Source organism: Alkalidesulfovibrio alkalitolerans DSM 16529, assembly GCF_000422245.1.
Classification (GTDB): domain Bacteria; phylum Desulfobacterota; class Desulfovibrionia; order Desulfovibrionales; family Desulfovibrionaceae; genus Alkalidesulfovibrio; species Alkalidesulfovibrio alkalitolerans.
In genome coordinates this window covers 459,559-478,149 of record NZ_ATHI01000026.1, presented here as the reverse complement: position 1 = coordinate 478,149, position 18,591 = coordinate 459,559, and the positions used below count along the sequence as shown (strand labels likewise).

The window sequence follows — 18,591 nt, the reverse complement described above, 5'->3', positions numbered from 1 at the left end:
GGGGGTTTCCCCCTCTCCCCGGACCCCTCTCCCCCTCCCCCCAAAACTTTTCGGTTCGAGGCGAAGGGAAATCATAACATGTCATGGCTTGCGCGTGGTTCGAACCGCGCGCGGGCACTCACTCAAAAAATGTCACACCGCCTCGCGGCGAGAGACATGGAAAGTATCTCTTTGGCGCAACCCCCGTACCCCTCGCCACGCGCGGCCCAGGAGGATGCGCCTCTGTGCCCCGCGGTCAGCGATCCTAGTAAAACTGGCCGAGGAAGCGCAGATCGTTCTCGAAGAACATGCGCAGGTCGCCGATGCCGTACTTGAGCATGGCGATGCGCTCCACGCCCATGCCGAAGGCCCAGCCCACGTACCGGTCCGGGTCGTAGCCCACGGCCGAAAAGACGTTGGGATCGACCATGCCGCAGCCCAGAATCTCCAGCCAGCCCGTAGTCTTGCACACGCGGCAGGGATTGCCCTTGCACGAGCCCTGGCCCTTGCAGATGGAGCAGGAGATGTCCACCTCGGCCGACGGCTCGGTGAAGGGGAAGAAGCTCGGCCGAAAACGGATGCGCGTGTCCGCGCCGAACAGTTCGCGGCACAGGTGAGCCAGGATGCCGCGCAGATCGCTCATGGAGGTGCGCGTGTCCACGAGCAGCCCCTCGATCTGGTGGAACATGGGCGTGTGCGTCAGGTCCGAGTCGCGGCGATACACCTTGCCCGGCGCGATGATGGCCACGGGCGGCTTTTGGGCCAGCATGGTGCGCACCTGCAAGGGCGAGGTGTGGGTGCGCAGCAAGATGGAGTCCGTGACGTAAAGCGTGTCCTGCATGTCACGGGCCGGATGGTCCGGCGGCATGTTCAGGGCCTCGAAGTTGTTCCAGTCGTTCTCGACCTCGGGACCGGCCACGACCTCGAACCCCAGGCGCTGCAAAATGGAGCAGACCTCCTCCATGACCAGGGTCACGGGGTGCAGCGATCCGGCCTGCGGCGCACGTCCGGGAACGGTGGGGTCGAAATCGGCGAAGGCGAGCGACGCGGCGGCGCGCTCGCGCTCGGCCAGCGCGGCGTCGAGGAGTTCGGTCAGGCGGGCCTTGGCCTCGTTGGCCGCCTTGCCCACGGCGGGCTTGGCCTCGGGCGGAAGCTGCGCCATCGCGGCCATGGCTTGGGCCAAGCGGCCTTTGCGGCCGAGAAACTCGACACGCGCGGCCTCCACGGCCTCACGCGAAGACGCCTGGCCGAGGGCGCTTTCGCACTCCCCGGCCAGACGTTCGAGATCGTTCAGAATGTCGCGCGTGTCCATGGACATGGCGCAGACAACCTAGGCGGCTGCGGTCAGCTTGGACGCGGCGAGCTTGGCCAGTTCGGCGAAACTCTCCTTCTCGCGCACGGCCAGATCGGCCAGCATCTTGCGGTTGACCTCGATCCCGGCCAGGGAGAGGCCATTGATGAAGCGGCTGTAGGACAGGCCGTGCTCGCGGGCCGCAGCGTTGATGCGCTGGATCCACAGCTTGCGCATTTCGCGCTTCTTGGCCTTGCGATCGCGGTAGGCATAGGCCAAGGCGCGCTCGACCGTCTCGCGGGCGGAGCGATACAGATTCTTGCGGCCGCCGGTGTAGCCCTTGGCCAGCTTCAGATACTTCTTGTGCCGCTTGTGCGCGGCGACACCACGTTTGACACGCATCGTTCTTCTCCTTCAATAGAGCCCTGTGAGGGCGATTTCACCCGCCGGCGGCCATGCGCTTGCCTTGGGCGAGGCGTGCGCTCCCTAGAGGTAGGGGCACATTTCCTTGACGGCGCGCTCGTTGGTCTTGTCAACGAGGGCCATCTTGCCAAGCTGGTTCTTCCGCTTGGCGGTCTTCTTCGTCAGGATGTGGCGCAGGTTCTTGCGCCTCCTGGAAATCTTGCCGCTGCCCGTCTTCTTGAAGCGCTTGGCCGCGGCGCGGTTGGTCTTGATCTTGGGCATTTCCTCGTCTCCTTATTCGCTCGCCTCGGAGGCGCTGTCCTGCGCGGCGGCGTCAACCTTTTCGTCCTTCTTGGGGATCGGCGCCAGCATGATGAACAGGGTGCGGCCCTCGGCCCGCGCGTCCTGCTCCACCTTGGCGATGTCCGCCGTGTCACGGACCACTCGGTCCAGCACAGCCTGGCCGCGATCCTTGTGCACGATCTCGCGGCCCCTGAAAAAGATCGTCGCCTTGCAACGGTCGCCTTCTCCCAGAAAACGCCGAATATGGCGCAATTTCGTCTGGTAGTCGTGGTCGTCCGTCTTGGGCCGGAACTTGATTTCCTTGATTTGGACCTGGGTCTGCTTCTTGCGGGCGGACTGCAGCTTCTTCTGCTGCTCGTACTTGTACTTCCCGAAGTCCATGATCTTGCACACCGGAGGATCGGCGTTGGGCGCCACCTCCACAAGATCAAGCCCTTTTTCCTGGGCAAGGGCCAAGGCCTCTTCAATGCTCTTGATGCCCAACTGGTCGCCGTCGTCGGCGATGAGTCGGACGGAGCGGACCCGGATCTGCCGGTTAACCCGAGCTTGCAACGAAGCTATAGCTCATCCCTCCGCGTTTGAACGGTTCGGCCGTATCGGCCAGTATCATGTCCACGGCCTCGGCAATGCTCTTGAGGCCGAGGTTCTCTCCACCGCGCGTGCGCACGTTGACGCCGCCCGCCTCGACTTCCTTGTCGCCGATGACGAGCATGTACGGTATCTTTTCGAGTTGGGCCTCGCGCACCTTGTAGCCGAGCTTCTCGTTGCGCAGGTCGGCCTCGACCCGGATTCCCTTTTCGCGAAGCGCGCAAAGCGCCGATTGGGCGTGCTCCGCCTGGGCGTCGGTCACGGTGAGTATCCTCGCCTGAACCGGCGCAAGCCAAGTGGGGAACGCCCCGGCAACGTGCTCCGTCAGCACCCCGACGAACCGTTCGAGCGACCCGAGGATCACCCGGTGCAGCATCACAGGGCGATGCCTCTCCCCATCCTCGCCCACATACGACAGATCGAAGCGTTCGGGAAGGGTGAAATCGCACTGGATCGTGGCGCACTGCCACCGGCGGTCTAAGGCATCTTTGATGACAATGTCAATCTTCGGGCCGTAGAATGCTCCGTCGCCCTCGTTGATCTCGTAGGCGAAGCCGCCAGCGTCGAGAGCGTTGATCAGGGCCGAGGTGGCGCGCTCCCAATCCTCGTCCGAGCCGATGGATTTCTCGGGCCGGGTGCTGATACGGGCCTCGAAATCGAAGCCGAAAAGATTCATCACATCCTGCACGAAGCGCACCACGCCCAGTATCTCGTCCTGCAACTGGTCGGGGCGGCACAGGATGTGGGCGTCGTCCTGGGTGAACTGGCGCACGCGCAACAGACCGTGCAACACGCCGGTCTTCTCGTGGCGGTGCACCACGCCGAGTTCGAAGTAGCGCTGCGGCATGTCGCGGTAGCTGCGCACCCGGCTCTTGAATATCAGCATGTGGGACAGGCAGTTCATGGGCTTGATGCCGTAGGCCTGCTCCTCGATCTGGGTGAAATACATGTTCTCGCGGTAGTTGTCGTAGTGGCCGGAACGCTCCCACAACTCCCGCTTGAGGATCTGCGGTCCCTGGACGATGGCGTAGCCGCGCTTCAGGTGCTCTTTGCGCTCGAAGTCTTCGAGGATGGCGCGCAAAAGGCCGCCTTTGGGATGCCAGATGACCATGCCCGCGCCCGCGTCCTCCGAGAAGGAGAAGAGGTCGAGCTGCGTGCCCAGCTTCCTGTGGTCGCGGCGCTTGGCTTCTTCCAGGCGCTCCAGGTGCTGCTTCAGCTCCTTGGGCGTGGCGAAGGCCGTGCCGTAGATGCGCTGCAGCATCTTTTTGTCGGAGTCGCCGCGCCAGTAGGCCCCGGCCACGGAGAGAAGCTTGAAGGCCTTGATGCGGCCGGTGCTCGGCACATGCGGGCCGCGGCACAGGTCCACGAAGCCGCCGTTGCTGTAGATGGAAAACTCCGAGCCGCCCAGGTCGTCCATGATCTCAAGCTTGTAGTCCTCGCCCATCTCCGAAAAGATGCGGCGAGCCTCGTCCTTGCTCACCACGCGGCAGGCGAAGGGCAGATCGCTGCCCGCGAGACGGACCATCTCTTTCTCGATGGCCTCCAGATCCTCGGGCGTGAAGGGACGCTCGTAGTCGAAATCGTAGTAGAAGCCCGTCTCGATGGCCGGACCGATGGTCACCTTGGCGGAGGGAAAGAGCCGCTTTACGGCCTCAGCCATGAGGTGCGCGGCGGAATGGCGAACGATGTCCAGCCCCTCGGGATCGGTGTCGAAGACCGGCTCCACGTGCGCGCAGCCCTCGGGCAGGGGCGCGGAAACGTCGAACAGGCGGCCGCATGCGCGCACCGCCACCACGTCCTTCATCTTCTTCTTGGACAGGGCCTTGCCCAGAACATCGGCCAGGGGTTCGCCGGGAACGGCATCGACCTGCTGGCCCGCGATCTCGAGATGCACCGTCGGCTCCTTGCCTCACGAGTGAAAAAGGGAGGCATAAAGCCTCCCTGAGCGAACTAAGATGGTAGGCACGAGGAGATTTGAACTCCTGACCCCTTGCGTGTCAAGCAAGTGCTCTCCCCCTGAGCTACGCGCCTCCATACCCGAACAAGGGAGCAGTCAGATAGCAGCAGGTACTGGGAGTGTCAAGCATGAAACGACATGAAGCGTGATTTCATCCACCGCTCCTCCCTGTCCGCCGTACCGGGAAGGAGCGCCGTTATCAGGAAAGAGTTGTTTCGGGACATGAGATGATGTAACGTGCGCCATCACGCATGGATACGGACGCGCGCGGCGCTGCCCGGTCGCGGGCGCAGAGCGCGTTGTGAAGCGGACGGCTGCGGACAGGGGGTTGATGTGCTGATCAGGTGCTTTGGAGCGCGCGGTTCGATTCCCGTGTCCGGCCCGCAGTACGTGACCTACGGAGGCGACACCACCTGCCTCGAGATCTGCGGACAACGCCGCGTTCCCGTGATAGTGGACGCGGGCTCGGGCATCCGCCGCCTGGGCAACCGCCTCCTGGCCGAAGGCGAGAGCCGCTTCTCCATGATCTTCACCCACTCCCACTGGGACCACATCCTGGGCTTCCCCTTCTTCAAGCCCATCTACGCCGAATCCACGCACATCGACCTCTACGGCTGCCCCATGTCCCAGGGCGACATGCGCCACCTGCTCACCCGCACCATGAGCGCACCCTACTTTCCCGTGCCCTTCTCCGCGCTCAAGGCGGAGATCGACTACCGGGGCGTGTGCCGTCAGCCCACCCTGGTCGAGGGCATCGAGGTCTCCTCCATCCCCCTGTCCCACCCCAACCTGGGCCTGGGCTACCGTTTCGAGGAGAGCGGCGTCTCGCTGGTCTTCCTCACGGACAACGAACTGTTCCATCCCCATCCCGGCGGCAGGACTTTCGACGACTACGCGGCCTTCGCGGCCGACGCGGACCTGCTCATCCACGACGCCGAGTACACGGACGCCGACTACGAGCGCACACGCGGCTGGGGGCACTCGGTGTACACCCAGGCCCTGGACCTGGCCCTGACCGCGAATGTGAAGCGTTTCGGCCTGTTCCATCACAACCAGGACCGAACCGACGAGGGCGTGGACGCCATGGTCGCCGACTGCCGCCGCATCGCGGCCGAGCGCGGCCGAGCGGACATGGAGATATTCGCCCTGAGTCAGGAGAGCGAGATCACGCTCTAGGGGTGGACCGCTGAAAACGCGCCGTCTGCTGCGTTGCCGCGAAAGCGCCGATCCCTCGCGTATTTGAAATACGCGTCGGGCCCGGCGCTTTCTTGCGCCTTGCATCCGGCACGTTTTCAGCGGTCCGGGGAACGAAGCTTTTCGCGGCAACGCGGCAAGTGGGATTTTTTGGGGCGGTCTGGCGGGTGGCCTCGCATCTGGGCGCGTTTCTTGCTATCTTGCCTCCATGCGACCTTGGAGGACGTCATGCGTCTGACATCCCTTTTCCCCTCCCTCGGCAGCCCGCCCGCTTCACGGATTCTTCTCGCCGCCGTGCTGGCCGCCTTGACCCTTCCGGCCGGATGGACGGCCACGGCGCACGCCGAATCCCCATCTGTTTCAGTCCCCTCGCCAGACTTTGACATCCGCCAGAAGGCCGCGCCGAAAGAGGGCGAGGAGCAAGGCGTGTACACAGCCAGCTACCGCACGCTTGTCGGCGAGGGCGAATCGCTGGAGGAAGCGCGCCAGGTTTGCCGCGAAAACGCCATCCGGGCGGCCGTGGATCGCGCGGGCGTCCTGGTCACGCCTGCGAACGGCGGGCCGCGTCTGATCGCGGCCACGCTGGTGCGCGTGGAGGAAGCGCGCGATACCCTGGTGAACCTGCCCGGCGGCCGCGCCGTGGATTGCGTGGTGCGCGTGCGCGTGGAGCACCGCGATGAGGAATCGCTGCCAGGAAAAGGAGCTGCCGATGCCGCGCGCTTGCCTGGCAAGGCCGACGATTCGGCCGAGGACACGGCCGCGCGGCTGGCCCGTGAGCGGGCCGAAAAATCCCGCCAGGCCATGGCCCTCGTCTCGCCGGGCATGGCCATGGCCGATGTCGCCGCGCTGCTCGGCGAGCCCCTGACCCGGCTGCCCGAGAACGAACACGGCTACTCCTGCGAGCGCCATGGCGACGTCTGGATCGTCTCGCGCCACGAGACCGTGGAGTGCTTGCGCTCGCGTCTTCGCGACGAACCGGGCCTGGGCTTGTGCCACTGCCAGGGACTCTCGTCGAACATCTTAAAGCGCTGATTTTCCTTTGCTCCGCTGACACCACGTGCTATACTGATTAGTTTTGCTGACCGGACAGATAGGTTTTGACAAACCCCGCAAGGGGGGGGTATCTTTTTCATGGTTGTGGAAAACGGCCTCCATCCGTGGAAAACCAATCAGGACGCTCCGGAGCCAGCCACATGCGCGTGCTTATCGTTGACGACGACTTCTATTGCCGCAGCTATCTCCAGGAAATCCTCCACCCCCACGCCTTTTGCGACGTGGCGGTGAACGGGGACGAAGCCATATACGCCTTTCGCCGCGCTCTGACCGAGGCGAAGCCCTACGACCTGATCTGCATGGATCTGGTCATGCCCGAGATCGACGGCCACCACGCCCTGCGCGAGATTCGCGAGATCGAGCGCGAGCACGGCATCTCCGAGGAAACGCAGGCCAAGGTCATCATCACCACCGTGCTCGACGACTCCGAGGACACGCACAACGCCTTCTTTCTGGGCGGGGCCACGTCCTTCCTCGTCAAGCCCATCGACGAAACCATGATCCTTACCGAGCTCAAGCGGCTGGGCCTGATTCCCGACAAGGCTGGCTGAACCCGAAGAACGCGCGGAGCGTTCTTCGGCGGCAATGCGACAAAAAAGCCCCGGTGCGTGAGCACCGGGGCTTTTTTGCATCCAATCCGGCCGGATCACTCCTGGCGCGTCATGGAGCCGATGATGCCGTCGAGTTCCTCGACCAGCCTGCCGAGCTCCGCCACCACCACGTCCGTCTCGCGCATGCCCTCGGCCGTCTCCGCCGCGACGCGCGTGACCTCGGTCACGGCGCGGTTGATCTCCTCGGCCGCGGCCGACTGCTGCTCCGAGGCCGTGGCAATGGACTCCACCTGGCCCGAGGTCTGGGCCACGATGTCCACGATCTCGGCCATACGCCGCCCGGACTCCTCGGCCACGCCGGTACTCTCGACAATGCCCTCGGCCGCCTCGCGCGCCTTGACCACGTTCTCCGTGGCCAGTCCTTGGATGGCCGTCACGGCCTGACCAACCTCCTTGGTGGCGGTCATGGTCTTCTCGGCCAGCTTTCGCACCTCGTCCGCGACCACGGCGAAGCCCCGACCCGCGTCGCCCGCGCGCGCGGCCTCGATGGCGGCGTTGAGCGCGAGCAGGTTCGTCTGGTCCGCGATGTCGCTGATCACGTTCATGACCTGCCCAATGCCTTGGGCCTGCTCGCCCAGTCGCTCCATGCTCGCGGAAAGCTCTTCCATGCGCGCTCTGGCCCGATCAATGGCGACGATGGCTGCACGCACGCCCTCGGCCCCTGCCTGGGCCCGCTCGTGAGCTGCCCCGGCATTGGTGGCCGCATCGCCCGCGTTGCGCGCCACCTCGCCCACCGTGGCGTTCATTTCCTCCATGGCGGCGGCGGTTTCGGCCATGCGGTCGCGCTGCAATTGCGCCCCTTGCGAAACTCCCGAGGCCTGTTCGCCAAGCCGCCTCGATCCGGCGGCCAATTGCCGGGAGACACCGCGCGCGGCGTCCGCCGCCTTGGTCAGCGCGGCAAAAAGGGCCTGCACCTTTTCCTCCTGGGCCTTGGCCACAGCCAGGGCCTCGCGCGCCTCGGCCGCGCCCTTTTCGGCCTCGCGGCCCTTCGCCTCGGCGTGCCCCATGCTCTCGCGCAACGAGAGCACCATGCTCTGCACGGCTTCCTTGACGGCTAAAAGCTCGGCGCTAAAGCGACCGCTGACCGAGGCGGAGAGGTCGCCGGACGCGACCTTCCCGGCATAACCCCGCAGGGCGTCGAGCGGCTCGGTCACGTGTCTGCGCATGTTGACGACCACCACGATCAGGAGCGCGAACCCCACGGCCACGGCCGCGGCCTGCATGGTCAGGAGGCGTGCCACCTTGGCCTCGGATTCCTTTTGCATCACGGTCACGGCGCGGCTCAAAGACTCAAGGACGGTCGCGCTGGCCGCTGAAACTTCCGATGGATTCGCCGCGCCATCCCGCACCAGCCGGATGAATCCGGTCCAGCGAGCGCCCGCGGCCTCAAGCTCCGCCCGCACGGCGGGCGATGCGGCCGGCAGCGCCACTGTCGCGCCATTGGGGTCCAGCCCCACAGGCGCGAAACCGCCGTCGAGCAAAGCTTTGTGCGTGGCCTCGAAGACGGCTGCGGCACGGCTCAAGCCCTGCGCGGCGTCCTGCCCTCCCAGACGACCGAGCAGGGCCTGTTGGCCCGCCATCTGCGTCAGCATGCGCTGTCTGCCCGCGAGGTTGATGCCCAGTCCGTCGGATTCGAGATCGTCCAGCATGCTCCAGATGGCCAGGAACATGACCGCGCTGACGGCAAAAACTGCTGCCACGGAAAGAATGAGTCTGGCCCGGATGGTCATGACGCTACCCCCTCGTCTCCTGTTGGACGCGACGCAATAGCCTCGCATCTTTCAATATCCATATACGCCTCCATCCGATTGCATTCCTTGACGCAAGTCAATAGGGATTCGGGTTCGGTCCGCCCGAAAACAGCCCCGCGCGCGGCATTGCGGTCCCGGTGTTGTCTTTGGCATTCGATGTGCTACACTTTCTTGGACGCACGATCCGTTTGCATTGGGTTATGATGACGATGGACGAACCAAGGATGACGCATGGCCCATCTCATACTCGCCGGGGCGGGACACGCCCACCTCATGGCCATCAGGGCCATCCCCGAAATAGTGTCCAGGGGACACACGGTGACCTGCGTGGGCCCGGCCGACCGCCACTATTACTCCGGCATGGGACCGGGCATGCTGGGCGGGGCCTATACGCCCGAGGAGATCAGCTTTCCCGTACGCGCCATGGTCGAATCGCGCGGCGGAACCTTCGTTCGCGCGGCGATCACGGCCATCGACCCCGACAAACGGATCCTCTCCCTCACGAACGGCCAATCCGTGACCTACGACGTTTTATCCCTGAACACCGGCAGCGGCGTGCCTGGACCTGACGGCTCGCTCGGCACGGAGAACGGCCTACCGCCAGACGTGTGGCGCGTGAAGCCCATCGAAAAGCTCATCGAGGCCCGCGACCGTTTGGCAACCCTGGCCCGCGAACGCGGCGAGGTGGCCGTGATCGTGGCCGGGGGCGGCCCCGCCGGAGTGGAGATGGCGGGCAACGCCCACGACGCCGTGCGCAAGGCCGGCGGACGGCCAAAGGTCACGCTGCTGGCTGGCAACCGCCTTTTGCGCCGCCACGGCGAGCGCCTGCGCGCCCTGTGCATGGCGGACTTTTCGCGCCGGGGCATCGCGGTCGTCGAAGGCCCTCGCCTGGAACGCTTCGAGGAAGGCCGGGCGATCCTCGCCGATGGTGCGGTCCTGCCCTTCGACGCCGCCTTCCTGGCGCTTGGCGTCGTGCCTTCGCCCCTTGCGCGTGCGGCGGGCCTGCCCACCGGACCGAGCGGCGGCCTGCTGGTGGGCGAATACCTGAACAGCCCGGCCAAGCCTGAAATTTTCGGCGGCGGCGACTGCATCGACTTCGCGCCGCGCCCCCTGGATAAAGTCGGGGTCTACGCCGTGCGCCAAAACCCCGTCCTGGCCGCCAACCTCGCCGCGGCCCTGGACGGCAGGCCTCTGACGCCCTTCGTTCCAGGCTCGCCGGATTATCTGCTGCTCTTCAACCTTGGCGGCGGCAAGGCCCTGTTCCGCAAGTGGGGCGTGGCCATGGCTGGCGAATGGGCCTTCGCCCTCAAGGACCACATCGACCGGCGCTTCATGCGCCGCTTCGCGGACGGCGCATGATCGAACGCGCCGCTTCCCGCCACAGCGAGGCCGGATGAAACGTCTGGCGATCATCCTCGGGCTCGCGGCCCTCGCCGTGGTCCTGTTCCTGGCCGCCGCGCCGCGCCTTCTGAACTCGGACATGTTCATGCGACGCCTGGACAGCGCCCTGGAGTCGGTGCTCGGGGCGGGCGTGCGCATCGACGGCGGACTTCGCCTCTCGCTTCTGCCCTATCCCGGCATCGAGATCAGCAACGTGGTTGTGGAGAGCGCCCCGGGTTTCGATGAGGAACCGGCGGCCAGACTCGCCCGGATGGTCGTGCGCGTGGACCTCCTGCCGCTTCTTTCGCGCGAGGTGCAGGTGCGCGAGGTGCGCGCCGAAGGTGTCTCCGTTTCGCTGGTGCGCAACGAAGCAGGGGAGTGGAATGTCTCGCGGCCCTCTGCCCCCTCCGAGGAGACGACGGACGACGGCGAAGCCGCGCGTTGGAGTTTCGTGGTCGAGCGGCTGAACCTGAGCGGGCTTCGCGCCCAGGTGGACGACCGCCTCACGGGCCGCTTCGCACGGTTGCACAATGGTTCGCTCGTGATTGGTGAAGGTCACGACAAGCATTTCACGGCCACGGCCTCGGCGGACATGGAGATGGGGCCAAGCGGCCGCATGAAGGCCCTTGACGGCCGCCTGGAGTGGAACGGCACGGGCAGACGCGGCCCGGCACGCGAGATCGTCATCGAGGAGTCCGCGCTCAGCGTTGCCTTCGAGGCGCTCTTGCCGCACGGTCAACGCGCCGACTTCACCCTCGCCGCCTCCTTCAGCCTGGACATGGCCACGGGCCGCCTGGACCTGAAAAGTCTCACCGCCGAAGGCGCGGGCGCATCGCTTTCCGCCTCGGCCGTGGTCACGGATATCCTCGCCTCACCCGCATCCACCGGGACGGTCGCCCTCGACCTCTTCGAGCCTGCCGCGCTCTACGCCCTGATCGGGGCCGAGCCTCCCCGCTCGAAAGACGCAGCACACCTTGGATTCGACTTCACAACCAGCGCGGACGGTCTCTCGCTCGCCAATCTCGCCCTTCGTTCCGGCGCGACCGAGGGCGGCGGCGAGATCACGGTCAGCCGCTTCGCGCCGCTCGGTGTCACGGCCCGCCTCTCCTTCACCCGCTTGAACGTCGACGACCTGCCCCTGCCCGGCCCCGCAGACGAATTCGCAGCGCCCTCCTCATCCGCCCCGGCCGAATCGGTTCTGCGCGGCCTCGTCCGCACCGCCGAAGGACTGGACTTGGACATCACTCTCGACGTGACCCATCTGGAAGCGGCGCCCGTGATCCTGCGCGACCTTGCCGTGGACATCTCGGCCCACGACGGCGTGCTGAGTGCCAAGCGTTTCGACGCCCTGCTGGCCAACGGCCGTTTCAGGGGCGACATTCGCGCCAAGCTCAATGAAGAGGAAATTTTCGCGGATCTAAGGCTCGGCGCGGCCAGCATCCCCCCGCAGTCGGCCACGAACGGCAATAGTAGCGTCAACGCCGCGACCCGGGCCAACGAGACTTCGGCCCTGCCCGGAGAGCAGCCCGTGGCCACTCTCGCCGTGGAGGCCAGGGGCAGCCTTGCCGCCTGGACGCTTACGGCCGCCATTCCCGAATTCAGTCCCCGCCGCCTCGCGGCCGTGGCGGGCGTGACCCTGCCCCAGGGGTTGCCTGCGTCGAGCTTGGCCTCGGCCTCGCTGCACTTGGACTGCGCGGGTGACGAGCACGGTTTCAGGGTGCGCGAGGGTAGGGTCGTCCTGGATGGGAGCACAGCCCGCCTTTCTGCCAGGATCGACGATCTGCGCAAGATTCCCGCCGAAATCAGCCTGGCCGTGGACCGCCTTGACCTGGACCGCTACGGGCCGTTTCTGCGTGCTGCACCTGACGCGCAAGCGGCGGACTTGGACGAACCGCTCGCGCTGGCGCGCTTTCACGACCTCGCCACGCAAGCCGAAATCAAGGCGGAATGGCTGCGCTACGAGGGGGTGGTGGTCCGCAATCTGGACCTGCGCCTGCGCGCGGCCAACGGCGCGAAACGTTCGGAGCTGAACGCCCTGGCCCTGGGCGGCCGCATCCAGGCGACCTCCCTGCTCGCCACGGGCGGCCAGCGGCCCAGGATCGAAGCCACGGCCACACTCACCGGTCTCGACGCGGCCCTCGTGCTTGGCGCCCTTGGCCGTCGCCCCCCGGCCAAGGGACGCCTGGACGGAAACCTGACCCTCTCCGGCGAGGGCGACACCAGGGCCGAACTGTTGCACACCTTACGCGCCGCGTCCGAAGTGCGCCTCTCCCAGGGAGCCCTTCTACCTCACGACGGCGAAGAGCGCCCCATCGCCCTGCTCGCGGCCACACTCGACATTTCCCCGGAAGCCGGGCTGCACGGCGAGGGTGCACCAGGCTTCGCCTACGGCCTGAAGGCCAAACTCACCGCCCGCGAACCCGGAGAGGGGCCGCGCGGCCAGACGGAACTTTCCGGTTCTCTGGTCATCCCGCAAAGCCTGGACGACTTCAGGTTGCTTGGCGGACGCTTCGGACTCGACGGTTCGTGGCCCGCGTTCAAGGGACCGGACAAGGCTTTCACGGCGGCCGGGCGGCTGGACTACGACTCCCGCAAGGACTCTCTCTCCCTCTCGGATATTTCCGGACGGGCCCTGGGCATCCCCATCTCGGGCTTCGCCAACATGACCGGCCAGGGCACGGCCGTTTCCTGGCGAGGCCGCCTGGACGTGGCTCCGTTCACGCCCAGAACCGTCATCGAGGGACTGCAGGGCAAACCGCGCCCCACCCGCGACCCTTCGGTACTGGCCGCCGCCCGGCTCGGCTTCGACTTCGCCCACGGCCAGAACACCCTGGTGTTCACGAACCTCGACCTGCGCCTGGACCAGACCACCCTTGCGGGCAGTGTGACCATCAAGAGCCTCGATCCCCTGAACATCGCCTTCGACCTCACGGGGAGCGAACTGCACGTGGACCGCTACCGCGCCCCGCGCGCGCCCGACGAGCAGGGCGACGACAGCGGCCCCGTGGAACTGCCCATCGAATTCCTCAGCGGCATTTCGGCCCAGGGCAGGCTCGCGCTCGACGCCTTCTCCATCTACGGAATACCGGGCCGCAACATCCGCCTACAACTCTCGGGCGAAGACGGCGACATCCTGGTCAAGCCCTTCTCCGCCGTGGTCTGCGAGGGGCCTCTCGAAGCCGTGGTCAGAAACCGCGTCTCGGGCGGCATGATGGCTTTGGACATCGACTTCACGGGCCGCAACTTCAACCTCGGAGAACTGCTGGTGAGCATGGCCGACGCTCCCTATGCGGGCGGCGTGACCACGCTCGCAGGGCACGTCTCATTCCTTGGCGCGACCAATGACGAACTTTTGGAGAACATGAACGGCAAGGTCCGCATGGACTCGCGCAACGGCTGGCTGCTTTTCACCAAGCCACGCGGCGACAAGGTCGAAACCTCGATCACCGAACTGATCCCCGATCCAGCCACGGCCAAGGCCCTGGCCCAGGCGCGCGGCACGGTGCGGCCCGAGGCAGCCACGGCCTTCGCCACGGCCGGGGCGGACATCGTGGTGGAGGACGGCGTGGTGGGCACGGTGGAGGTGCTCCTGGACCAGCCCTGGACTTACAAGGCCGTGGGCAAGGGCGGCACGGACCTGGTGCGGGAGGAAGTGGACTACCGCGTAACCGTCACGGCGCTGGGCGTGGCCACGATCCCCGTGGCCATTCGCGGGCCGTGGGAAGACGTGAAAGTGGAGGTCAACACCGGCGCGGCCATCCTCGATACGGCCACGGGCCTCATCAAGGACGCGGTGACGCTGCCCTTCCGCATTCTCGACGCCATCATCCCTTGAACCGGAGCAAAAAAATGGCGGACGACAACGGCAAAAGCCACGGCGCAAATGACAAGCCCAGCGGCAACGGACGCGGCGAATCCCTGGGGGAACGAGCCAAACGCCTTCTGACGCTGCTCACGCGCGACATCTGGGTCATGGATTTCTCCGATGAAACGCGCCAGCGCCGGGGCGCGGTGGCGGTCTTGCGCTGGCTCTACCTCGTGGTCCACGGCTTTTTGCGCGACAACTGCCTTTTGCGCGCCGCCGCCCTGTCCTACACCACCACACTCTCCATCGCGCCGTTCCTGGCCGTGGCCTTCACCATATCCAAGGCGCTCGGCCTGCAGCACACCGATACCGTGCGCAACCTGCTCATGCAGCTCACGGCCGAGCGCGAGGACATGGTGGACCTGATCCTGAACTACGTGCAGGCCACCGACGTCAAGACGCTCGGCTACATGGGCCTTTTGCTGCTCTTCGTCACCGCGCTTTCGCTGTTGTCCACCATCGAGAGCGCCATGAACCAGATCTGGGGCGTCTCCAAGGGTCGCAGCCCCTGGCGCAAATTCACGGATTTCTTCTCCGTGACCCTCATCTGCCCGCTCTTCTTCTTCATCGGCCTGTCCGTGACCGTGAGCCTGGAAAGCGACGCCTTCGTGCAGCGCATCCTGTCCGTCTCGGCCTTCAACTACCTCTATCTGAACATTCTCAAGGCCATGCCCTACGTCATGATCTGGCTGGCCCTGGCATTCCTCTACGCCTTCATGCCCAACACCCGGGTCAGGTTCTCCTGCGCCCTGGCCGGCGGCGTGATCGCGGGCACCATGTGGCAGATCGCCCAGTACACCTACGTCACCTACCAGGTGGGCATCGCCAAGTACAACGCCATCTACGGCGGCTTCGCGCAGTTCCCCATCTTCCTTTTGTGGCTGTACATCAGTTGGGTCATCGTGCTGCTCGGCGCGGAGATCAGCTTCTCGCTGCAAAACATGAAATCCTTCCAGAGCGAGGTGCGCGCGGGCCATGTGAGCTTCGAAGGCCGCATGAAGGCGGCCATCCTGATGCTCCTCTTACTCACCGACGCCTTCAAAAACGCCCGCAGGCCCCTGACCATCGAAAGCGCGGCCAACGACCTGGGCGTGCCCGTGCGCACCATCAACGAGGTCATGGAGACGCTGTGCGCGGGTGGATTCGCGGTGCGCCTGCACGACGAGGACGAGGGCCGGACCTTCGCCCTGGGCAGCGACCCGGCCGAGACGCGCGTGAGCACGGTCATCCGGGCGCTCTCGCGCGGTGAAGGAGTGTCGGGGCGCGGCCTGGACTTCATCGACCCGCGCTACGACTTCGTACATTCGCTGTTCGCCGATGTCTTCAAAGGCGCGGAAGAGACCCCGGCCAACGCGAGCCTGGAGGAGTTGTGGACCGAGCATTGCCGCGCGCCCGGCGGCCACGGCTGCGACTGGCTCAAGCCCTCGGAAAGGACCTGATTGGCGCATCCTGGCCGCACGGCGGACACCATTTTCCGAAAAAACGTTCTCTAACGCCCGTTCAGGGCGTTCAGGGCGATGGGCCCCTTGAACTGCGCCCTGGCCGCCTGCATGTAGCCGACGTCGAACTCCATGCCCTGCTCGCGCATGACGCGCGGCAACCGCGTCCAGGGGATGCGGGGGTCGTGGTGATGCACCCGGTGGCAGTAGAAGTTGAGGAGCAAAAAATTGACCGCGCGCGGCAGGCGCAGGTTGAGGGCGTATTTGACGTCCGCCGTGCCCGTGCCGTAGTGCGGCAGGTTGTTGGCGAACGAGACCATGAAGGCGCGAAGCGCCACCGCCAGCGCGAACGCCCACCACCACGGCCCGTACAGCCACAGCGCCAGGCCGTGCAGGGCCAGGGCCAGGACGAGATCCACGCGCGCGGCGCGCACTATCTCGGGCTTGGCGAAGGTCGTGGCGGCCAGATCGCGGATCCGGGCCGAGCCCTCGTCATAGGCCGAAAGCCCGGCGCGCACGGCCTTGGGAATAAGCCGCCGCGGCAGCAGGAAGACGAAAAAGCTCAGGGCCTCTTGCAGATAAAAGCCGCCTATGAGTTGGAAATAGTAGCCGATCCAGGCCAGCGGCGGCCAGGTACGGTTGGCGTCGTACAGATCCGGCCTGTCCACGAGTGCGCCGTTGAAGCGGTGGTGCTGCAGGTGGCCGAAACGCACGACCACGAAAGGCACGAAAAGGCAGACGCACAGGGCCCGCCCGAGAACTTCATTGAGCCGCTTGCCCGGCATGAGATTGGCGTGAAAGGCCTCGTGCGCCAGAAACCACATGCTGTTCGTGGCCAGGGCGCAGGGCAGGAGCACAAGCAGCCACCAGGCGCTCGACGGCACGAGAACGAGAGGAACGATCACGAACATGAGCGCGTTCAGTCCGAGCAGGATCGTGGCCACGGCCGCGTTGGCAAGGGTGGGTATGCGGTATTCCATACAATCATTCTTTCGCGCAAAGCCGCGTGAGCGTCAAGCTGCACGGCGTACGGCCGGTGCCGTCTTTCGCGCCGGGGAGGCCGCATGACCGACGGACTCCGGACACCCGCGCCGCTCGTCTCCCTGGCCGGGGTTTACGTCCTGCGCGCGGGACGGCCCGCGCTCTCGGGCATCGATTGGGAGCTTTGGCCCGGCCAGTCCTGGGGAATCTTCGGCAGCAACGGCGCAGGCAAATCCACCTTCCTTTCCCTCGTGCGCGGCGACATCTGGCCCAGCAAGGGCGCGCGGCTGTACCGCGACGCCTGGGACGGGCCGCACGCCTCCGGCGAGCCGCGCGTCTCGCCCATCGGCTTTCGCGAGCGCACGGCCATGGTCTCGGCCGAGCAGCAGCTCTGGTACGCGCGGGCCGAGGCCGATCCGGACGTCGCGCAGGTCGTGGTCTCGGGCTTTTTCAACGCGCCGCTGGCCTACGGCCCTGTCACGGCCGGACAGGACAAGGTCGCGCGGGCCGCGCTCGGTCTCGTGGGCCTTGGCGACAAGGCCGAAGCGCCTCTCTCGCGGCTCTCGCAGGGGCAGCAGCGGCGGGTGCTATTGGCCCGGGCTCTGGCCATGGAGCCGCGCCTGTTGCTGCTCGACGAATGCCTGGAGGGCCTGGACAAGCAGGCGCGTCAGGCCATGCTCGACATCCTGGCGCGGCTGCCCGGGGCGGGCACGGCCCTGCTCGCGGCCACGCACCGGGCCGAGGAGGCCCAAGCCCTGCCGCTCGATGGCGGGCTGATCCTTGAAGCTGGCCGCATCGTCTTTTCCGGCGGCCCGGACGAGGCCATCGCCCTGGCCTTCCCCGCGCCGCGCAAAGGCCGTTCGCGCCAGCCGCAGCCGGGGCGGCAGGCCGAAGAAAGGCTGGAAAAGACCATGGCCGCCGCGGAGCATGAACCAGCCCCGCGCGGCGGCGGGGACTTCCTGTTGGCTTTTGAGCGCGTCACGGTGCTACGCGGCGGCGCGGCCGCGCTTGCGGACTTCTCCTGGCGCGTGCGCACGGGCGAACACTGGGCCGTGGTGGGAGAGAACGGCGCTGGCAAATCCACGCTCCTGGCGCTCGCGGCGGGCGATCTACACCCGGCCGCGGGCCGCGTGGGGCGCTTTGGCAGCTTCGCGCCGCTGTCGTTGTGGGCCATCCGGCGGCGCGCGGCCCTGGTCTCCTTCGACCTGCACGTGGCGCACGACCGGCCCGTGACCGCGCTTGAGGCGGTGATCTCCGGGCTTCGCGGCCACATCGGGCTGCACGCGCCGCAAACTCCCGAGGAGACGGCCAGGGCCGTGGCCGTGCTCGGCGAGTTGGGCCTTGCCGAACTGGCCGAGCGGCCGATCACCGAGCTTTCCAGCGGGCAGGCGCGGCGGGTGCTGCTGGCCAGGGCGCTGGCGGGCAGGCCCAGGCTCATGCTGCTCGACGAGCCCTTCGCGGGCCTGGACGCGGCGAGCCGCGCGGCGATGCTCGCCACCCTCGACCGCCTGTCCGCGCACACCACCCTGGTCCTTGCCACGCACCACGACGACGACCTGCCAAAGGCCGTCGGCAACGTCCTGCGCCTGAGACCACTGGCGGCAAGATAGCTTCGCCGTTCGCACCGTTGACCACGATGGCGAACAGGCATACCATCCGGAAAACTTTAACACCAACAGGGAAGCTTATGCGTAATCAATTTGATTCGGTTCGTCATGCATAGCAAGGGCTATTGCATAACGACCTGAGGCATTAGGCAATAGCTCTTGCTCGATCCTGATACCAATTAGGAGGAGC

Annotated in this window: 14 protein-coding genes and 1 tRNA gene; 7 read left to right on the top strand and 8 right to left on the bottom strand. The window is 66.2% G+C overall.

Annotation, left to right across the window (positions count from 1 at the left end; genetic code table 11):
* Nucleotides 1–244: 244 nt before the first annotated feature.
* From DSAT_RS09650 to DSAT_RS09625, 6 genes are all read right to left on the bottom strand, one after another.
* Entirely contained in the window at nucleotides 245–1,297 is a 1,053-nt protein-coding gene (locus DSAT_RS09650) for a phenylalanine--tRNA ligase subunit alpha (protein WP_020887317.1), read from the bottom strand.
* A gap of 12 nt (nucleotides 1,298–1,309) precedes the next feature.
* The gene (rplT, locus tag DSAT_RS09645) at nucleotides 1,310–1,672 is read right to left on the bottom strand and encodes a 50S ribosomal protein L20 (protein WP_020887316.1); all 363 of its coding nucleotides are present in this window, start codon (nucleotides 1,670–1,672) and stop codon (nucleotides 1,310–1,312) included.
* An 84-nt stretch (nucleotides 1,673–1,756) separates the two neighbouring features.
* Nucleotides 1,757–1,954, bottom strand: coding sequence for a 50S ribosomal protein L35 (gene rpmI, locus DSAT_RS09640; RefSeq protein WP_020887315.1), 198 nt, complete (start codon nucleotides 1,952–1,954; stop codon nucleotides 1,757–1,759).
* 12 nt (nucleotides 1,955–1,966) lie between these two features.
* A complete protein-coding gene (gene infC, locus DSAT_RS09635; protein ID WP_020887314.1) occupies nucleotides 1,967–2,527 on the bottom strand; it encodes a translation initiation factor IF-3 in 561 nt (186 codons plus the stop codon).
* Nucleotides 2,511–4,457, bottom strand: a complete 1,947-nt coding sequence (thrS, locus tag DSAT_RS09630; RefSeq protein ID WP_020887313.1) for a threonine--tRNA ligase — start codon at nucleotides 4,455–4,457, stop codon at nucleotides 2,511–2,513. Before thrS ends, infC begins: the two co-directional genes overlap by 17 nt.
* A 62-nt stretch (nucleotides 4,458–4,519) precedes the next feature.
* Nucleotides 4,520–4,594, bottom strand: a tRNA-Val gene (locus DSAT_RS09625).
* Between the two features lie 259 nt (nucleotides 4,595–4,853).
* On the opposite strand from DSAT_RS09625, the gene DSAT_RS09620 reads away from it, so the two are divergent.
* The 3 genes from DSAT_RS09620 to DSAT_RS09610 all read left to right on the top strand — a co-directional run bounded on the left by DSAT_RS09620 (nucleotide 4,854) and on the right by DSAT_RS09610 (nucleotide 7,318).
* The gene (locus DSAT_RS09620; protein WP_020887312.1) at nucleotides 4,854–5,696 is read left to right on the top strand and encodes an MBL fold metallo-hydrolase; all 843 of its coding nucleotides are present in this window, start codon (nucleotides 4,854–4,856) and stop codon (nucleotides 5,694–5,696) included.
* Nucleotides 5,697–5,942: 246 nt separating this feature from the next.
* Complete coding sequence (locus DSAT_RS09615) at nucleotides 5,943–6,746, top strand: hypothetical protein (RefSeq protein ID WP_020887311.1); 804 nt, start codon at nucleotides 5,943–5,945, stop codon at nucleotides 6,744–6,746.
* 161 nt (nucleotides 6,747–6,907) lie between these two features.
* Nucleotides 6,908–7,318, top strand: a complete 411-nt coding sequence (locus tag DSAT_RS09610) for a response regulator (protein WP_020887310.1) — start codon at nucleotides 6,908–6,910, stop codon at nucleotides 7,316–7,318.
* A gap of 95 nt (nucleotides 7,319–7,413) precedes the next feature.
* On the opposite strand, the gene DSAT_RS09605 is transcribed toward DSAT_RS09610, so the two are convergent.
* A complete protein-coding gene (locus DSAT_RS09605; RefSeq protein ID WP_020887309.1) occupies nucleotides 7,414–9,108 on the bottom strand; it encodes a methyl-accepting chemotaxis protein in 1,695 nt (564 codons plus the stop codon).
* Nucleotides 9,109–9,360: 252 nt separating this feature from the next.
* On the opposite strand from DSAT_RS09605, the gene DSAT_RS09600 reads away from it, so the two are divergent.
* Genes DSAT_RS09600 through DSAT_RS09590 form a run of 3 tightly spaced genes read left to right on the top strand, consistent with a single transcriptional unit; the run spans nucleotide 9,361 to nucleotide 15,813 of the window.
* Nucleotides 9,361–10,488, top strand: coding sequence for an NAD(P)/FAD-dependent oxidoreductase (locus DSAT_RS09600; protein WP_020887308.1), 1,128 nt, complete (start codon nucleotides 9,361–9,363; stop codon nucleotides 10,486–10,488).
* Between the two features lie 34 nt (nucleotides 10,489–10,522).
* A complete protein-coding gene (locus tag DSAT_RS09595) occupies nucleotides 10,523–14,344 on the top strand; it encodes an AsmA family protein (protein WP_020887307.1) in 3,822 nt (1,273 codons plus the stop codon).
* A gap of 14 nt (nucleotides 14,345–14,358) precedes the next feature.
* Nucleotides 14,359–15,813: a YihY/virulence factor BrkB family protein gene (locus DSAT_RS09590; RefSeq protein ID WP_020887306.1), complete on the top strand. Its 1,455-nt coding sequence runs from the start codon at nucleotides 14,359–14,361 to the stop codon at nucleotides 15,811–15,813.
* A gap of 50 nt (nucleotides 15,814–15,863) precedes the next feature.
* On the opposite strand, the gene DSAT_RS09585 is transcribed toward DSAT_RS09590, so the two are convergent.
* A complete protein-coding gene (locus DSAT_RS09585; RefSeq protein ID WP_020887305.1) occupies nucleotides 15,864–16,793 on the bottom strand; it encodes a fatty acid desaturase family protein in 930 nt (309 codons plus the stop codon).
* 84 nt (nucleotides 16,794–16,877) lie between these two features.
* On the opposite strand from DSAT_RS09585, the gene DSAT_RS09580 reads away from it, so the two are divergent.
* A complete protein-coding gene (locus DSAT_RS09580; protein ID WP_020887304.1) occupies nucleotides 16,878–18,404 on the top strand; it encodes an ATP-binding cassette domain-containing protein in 1,527 nt (508 codons plus the stop codon).
* Nucleotides 18,405–18,591: the final 187 nt, after the last annotated feature.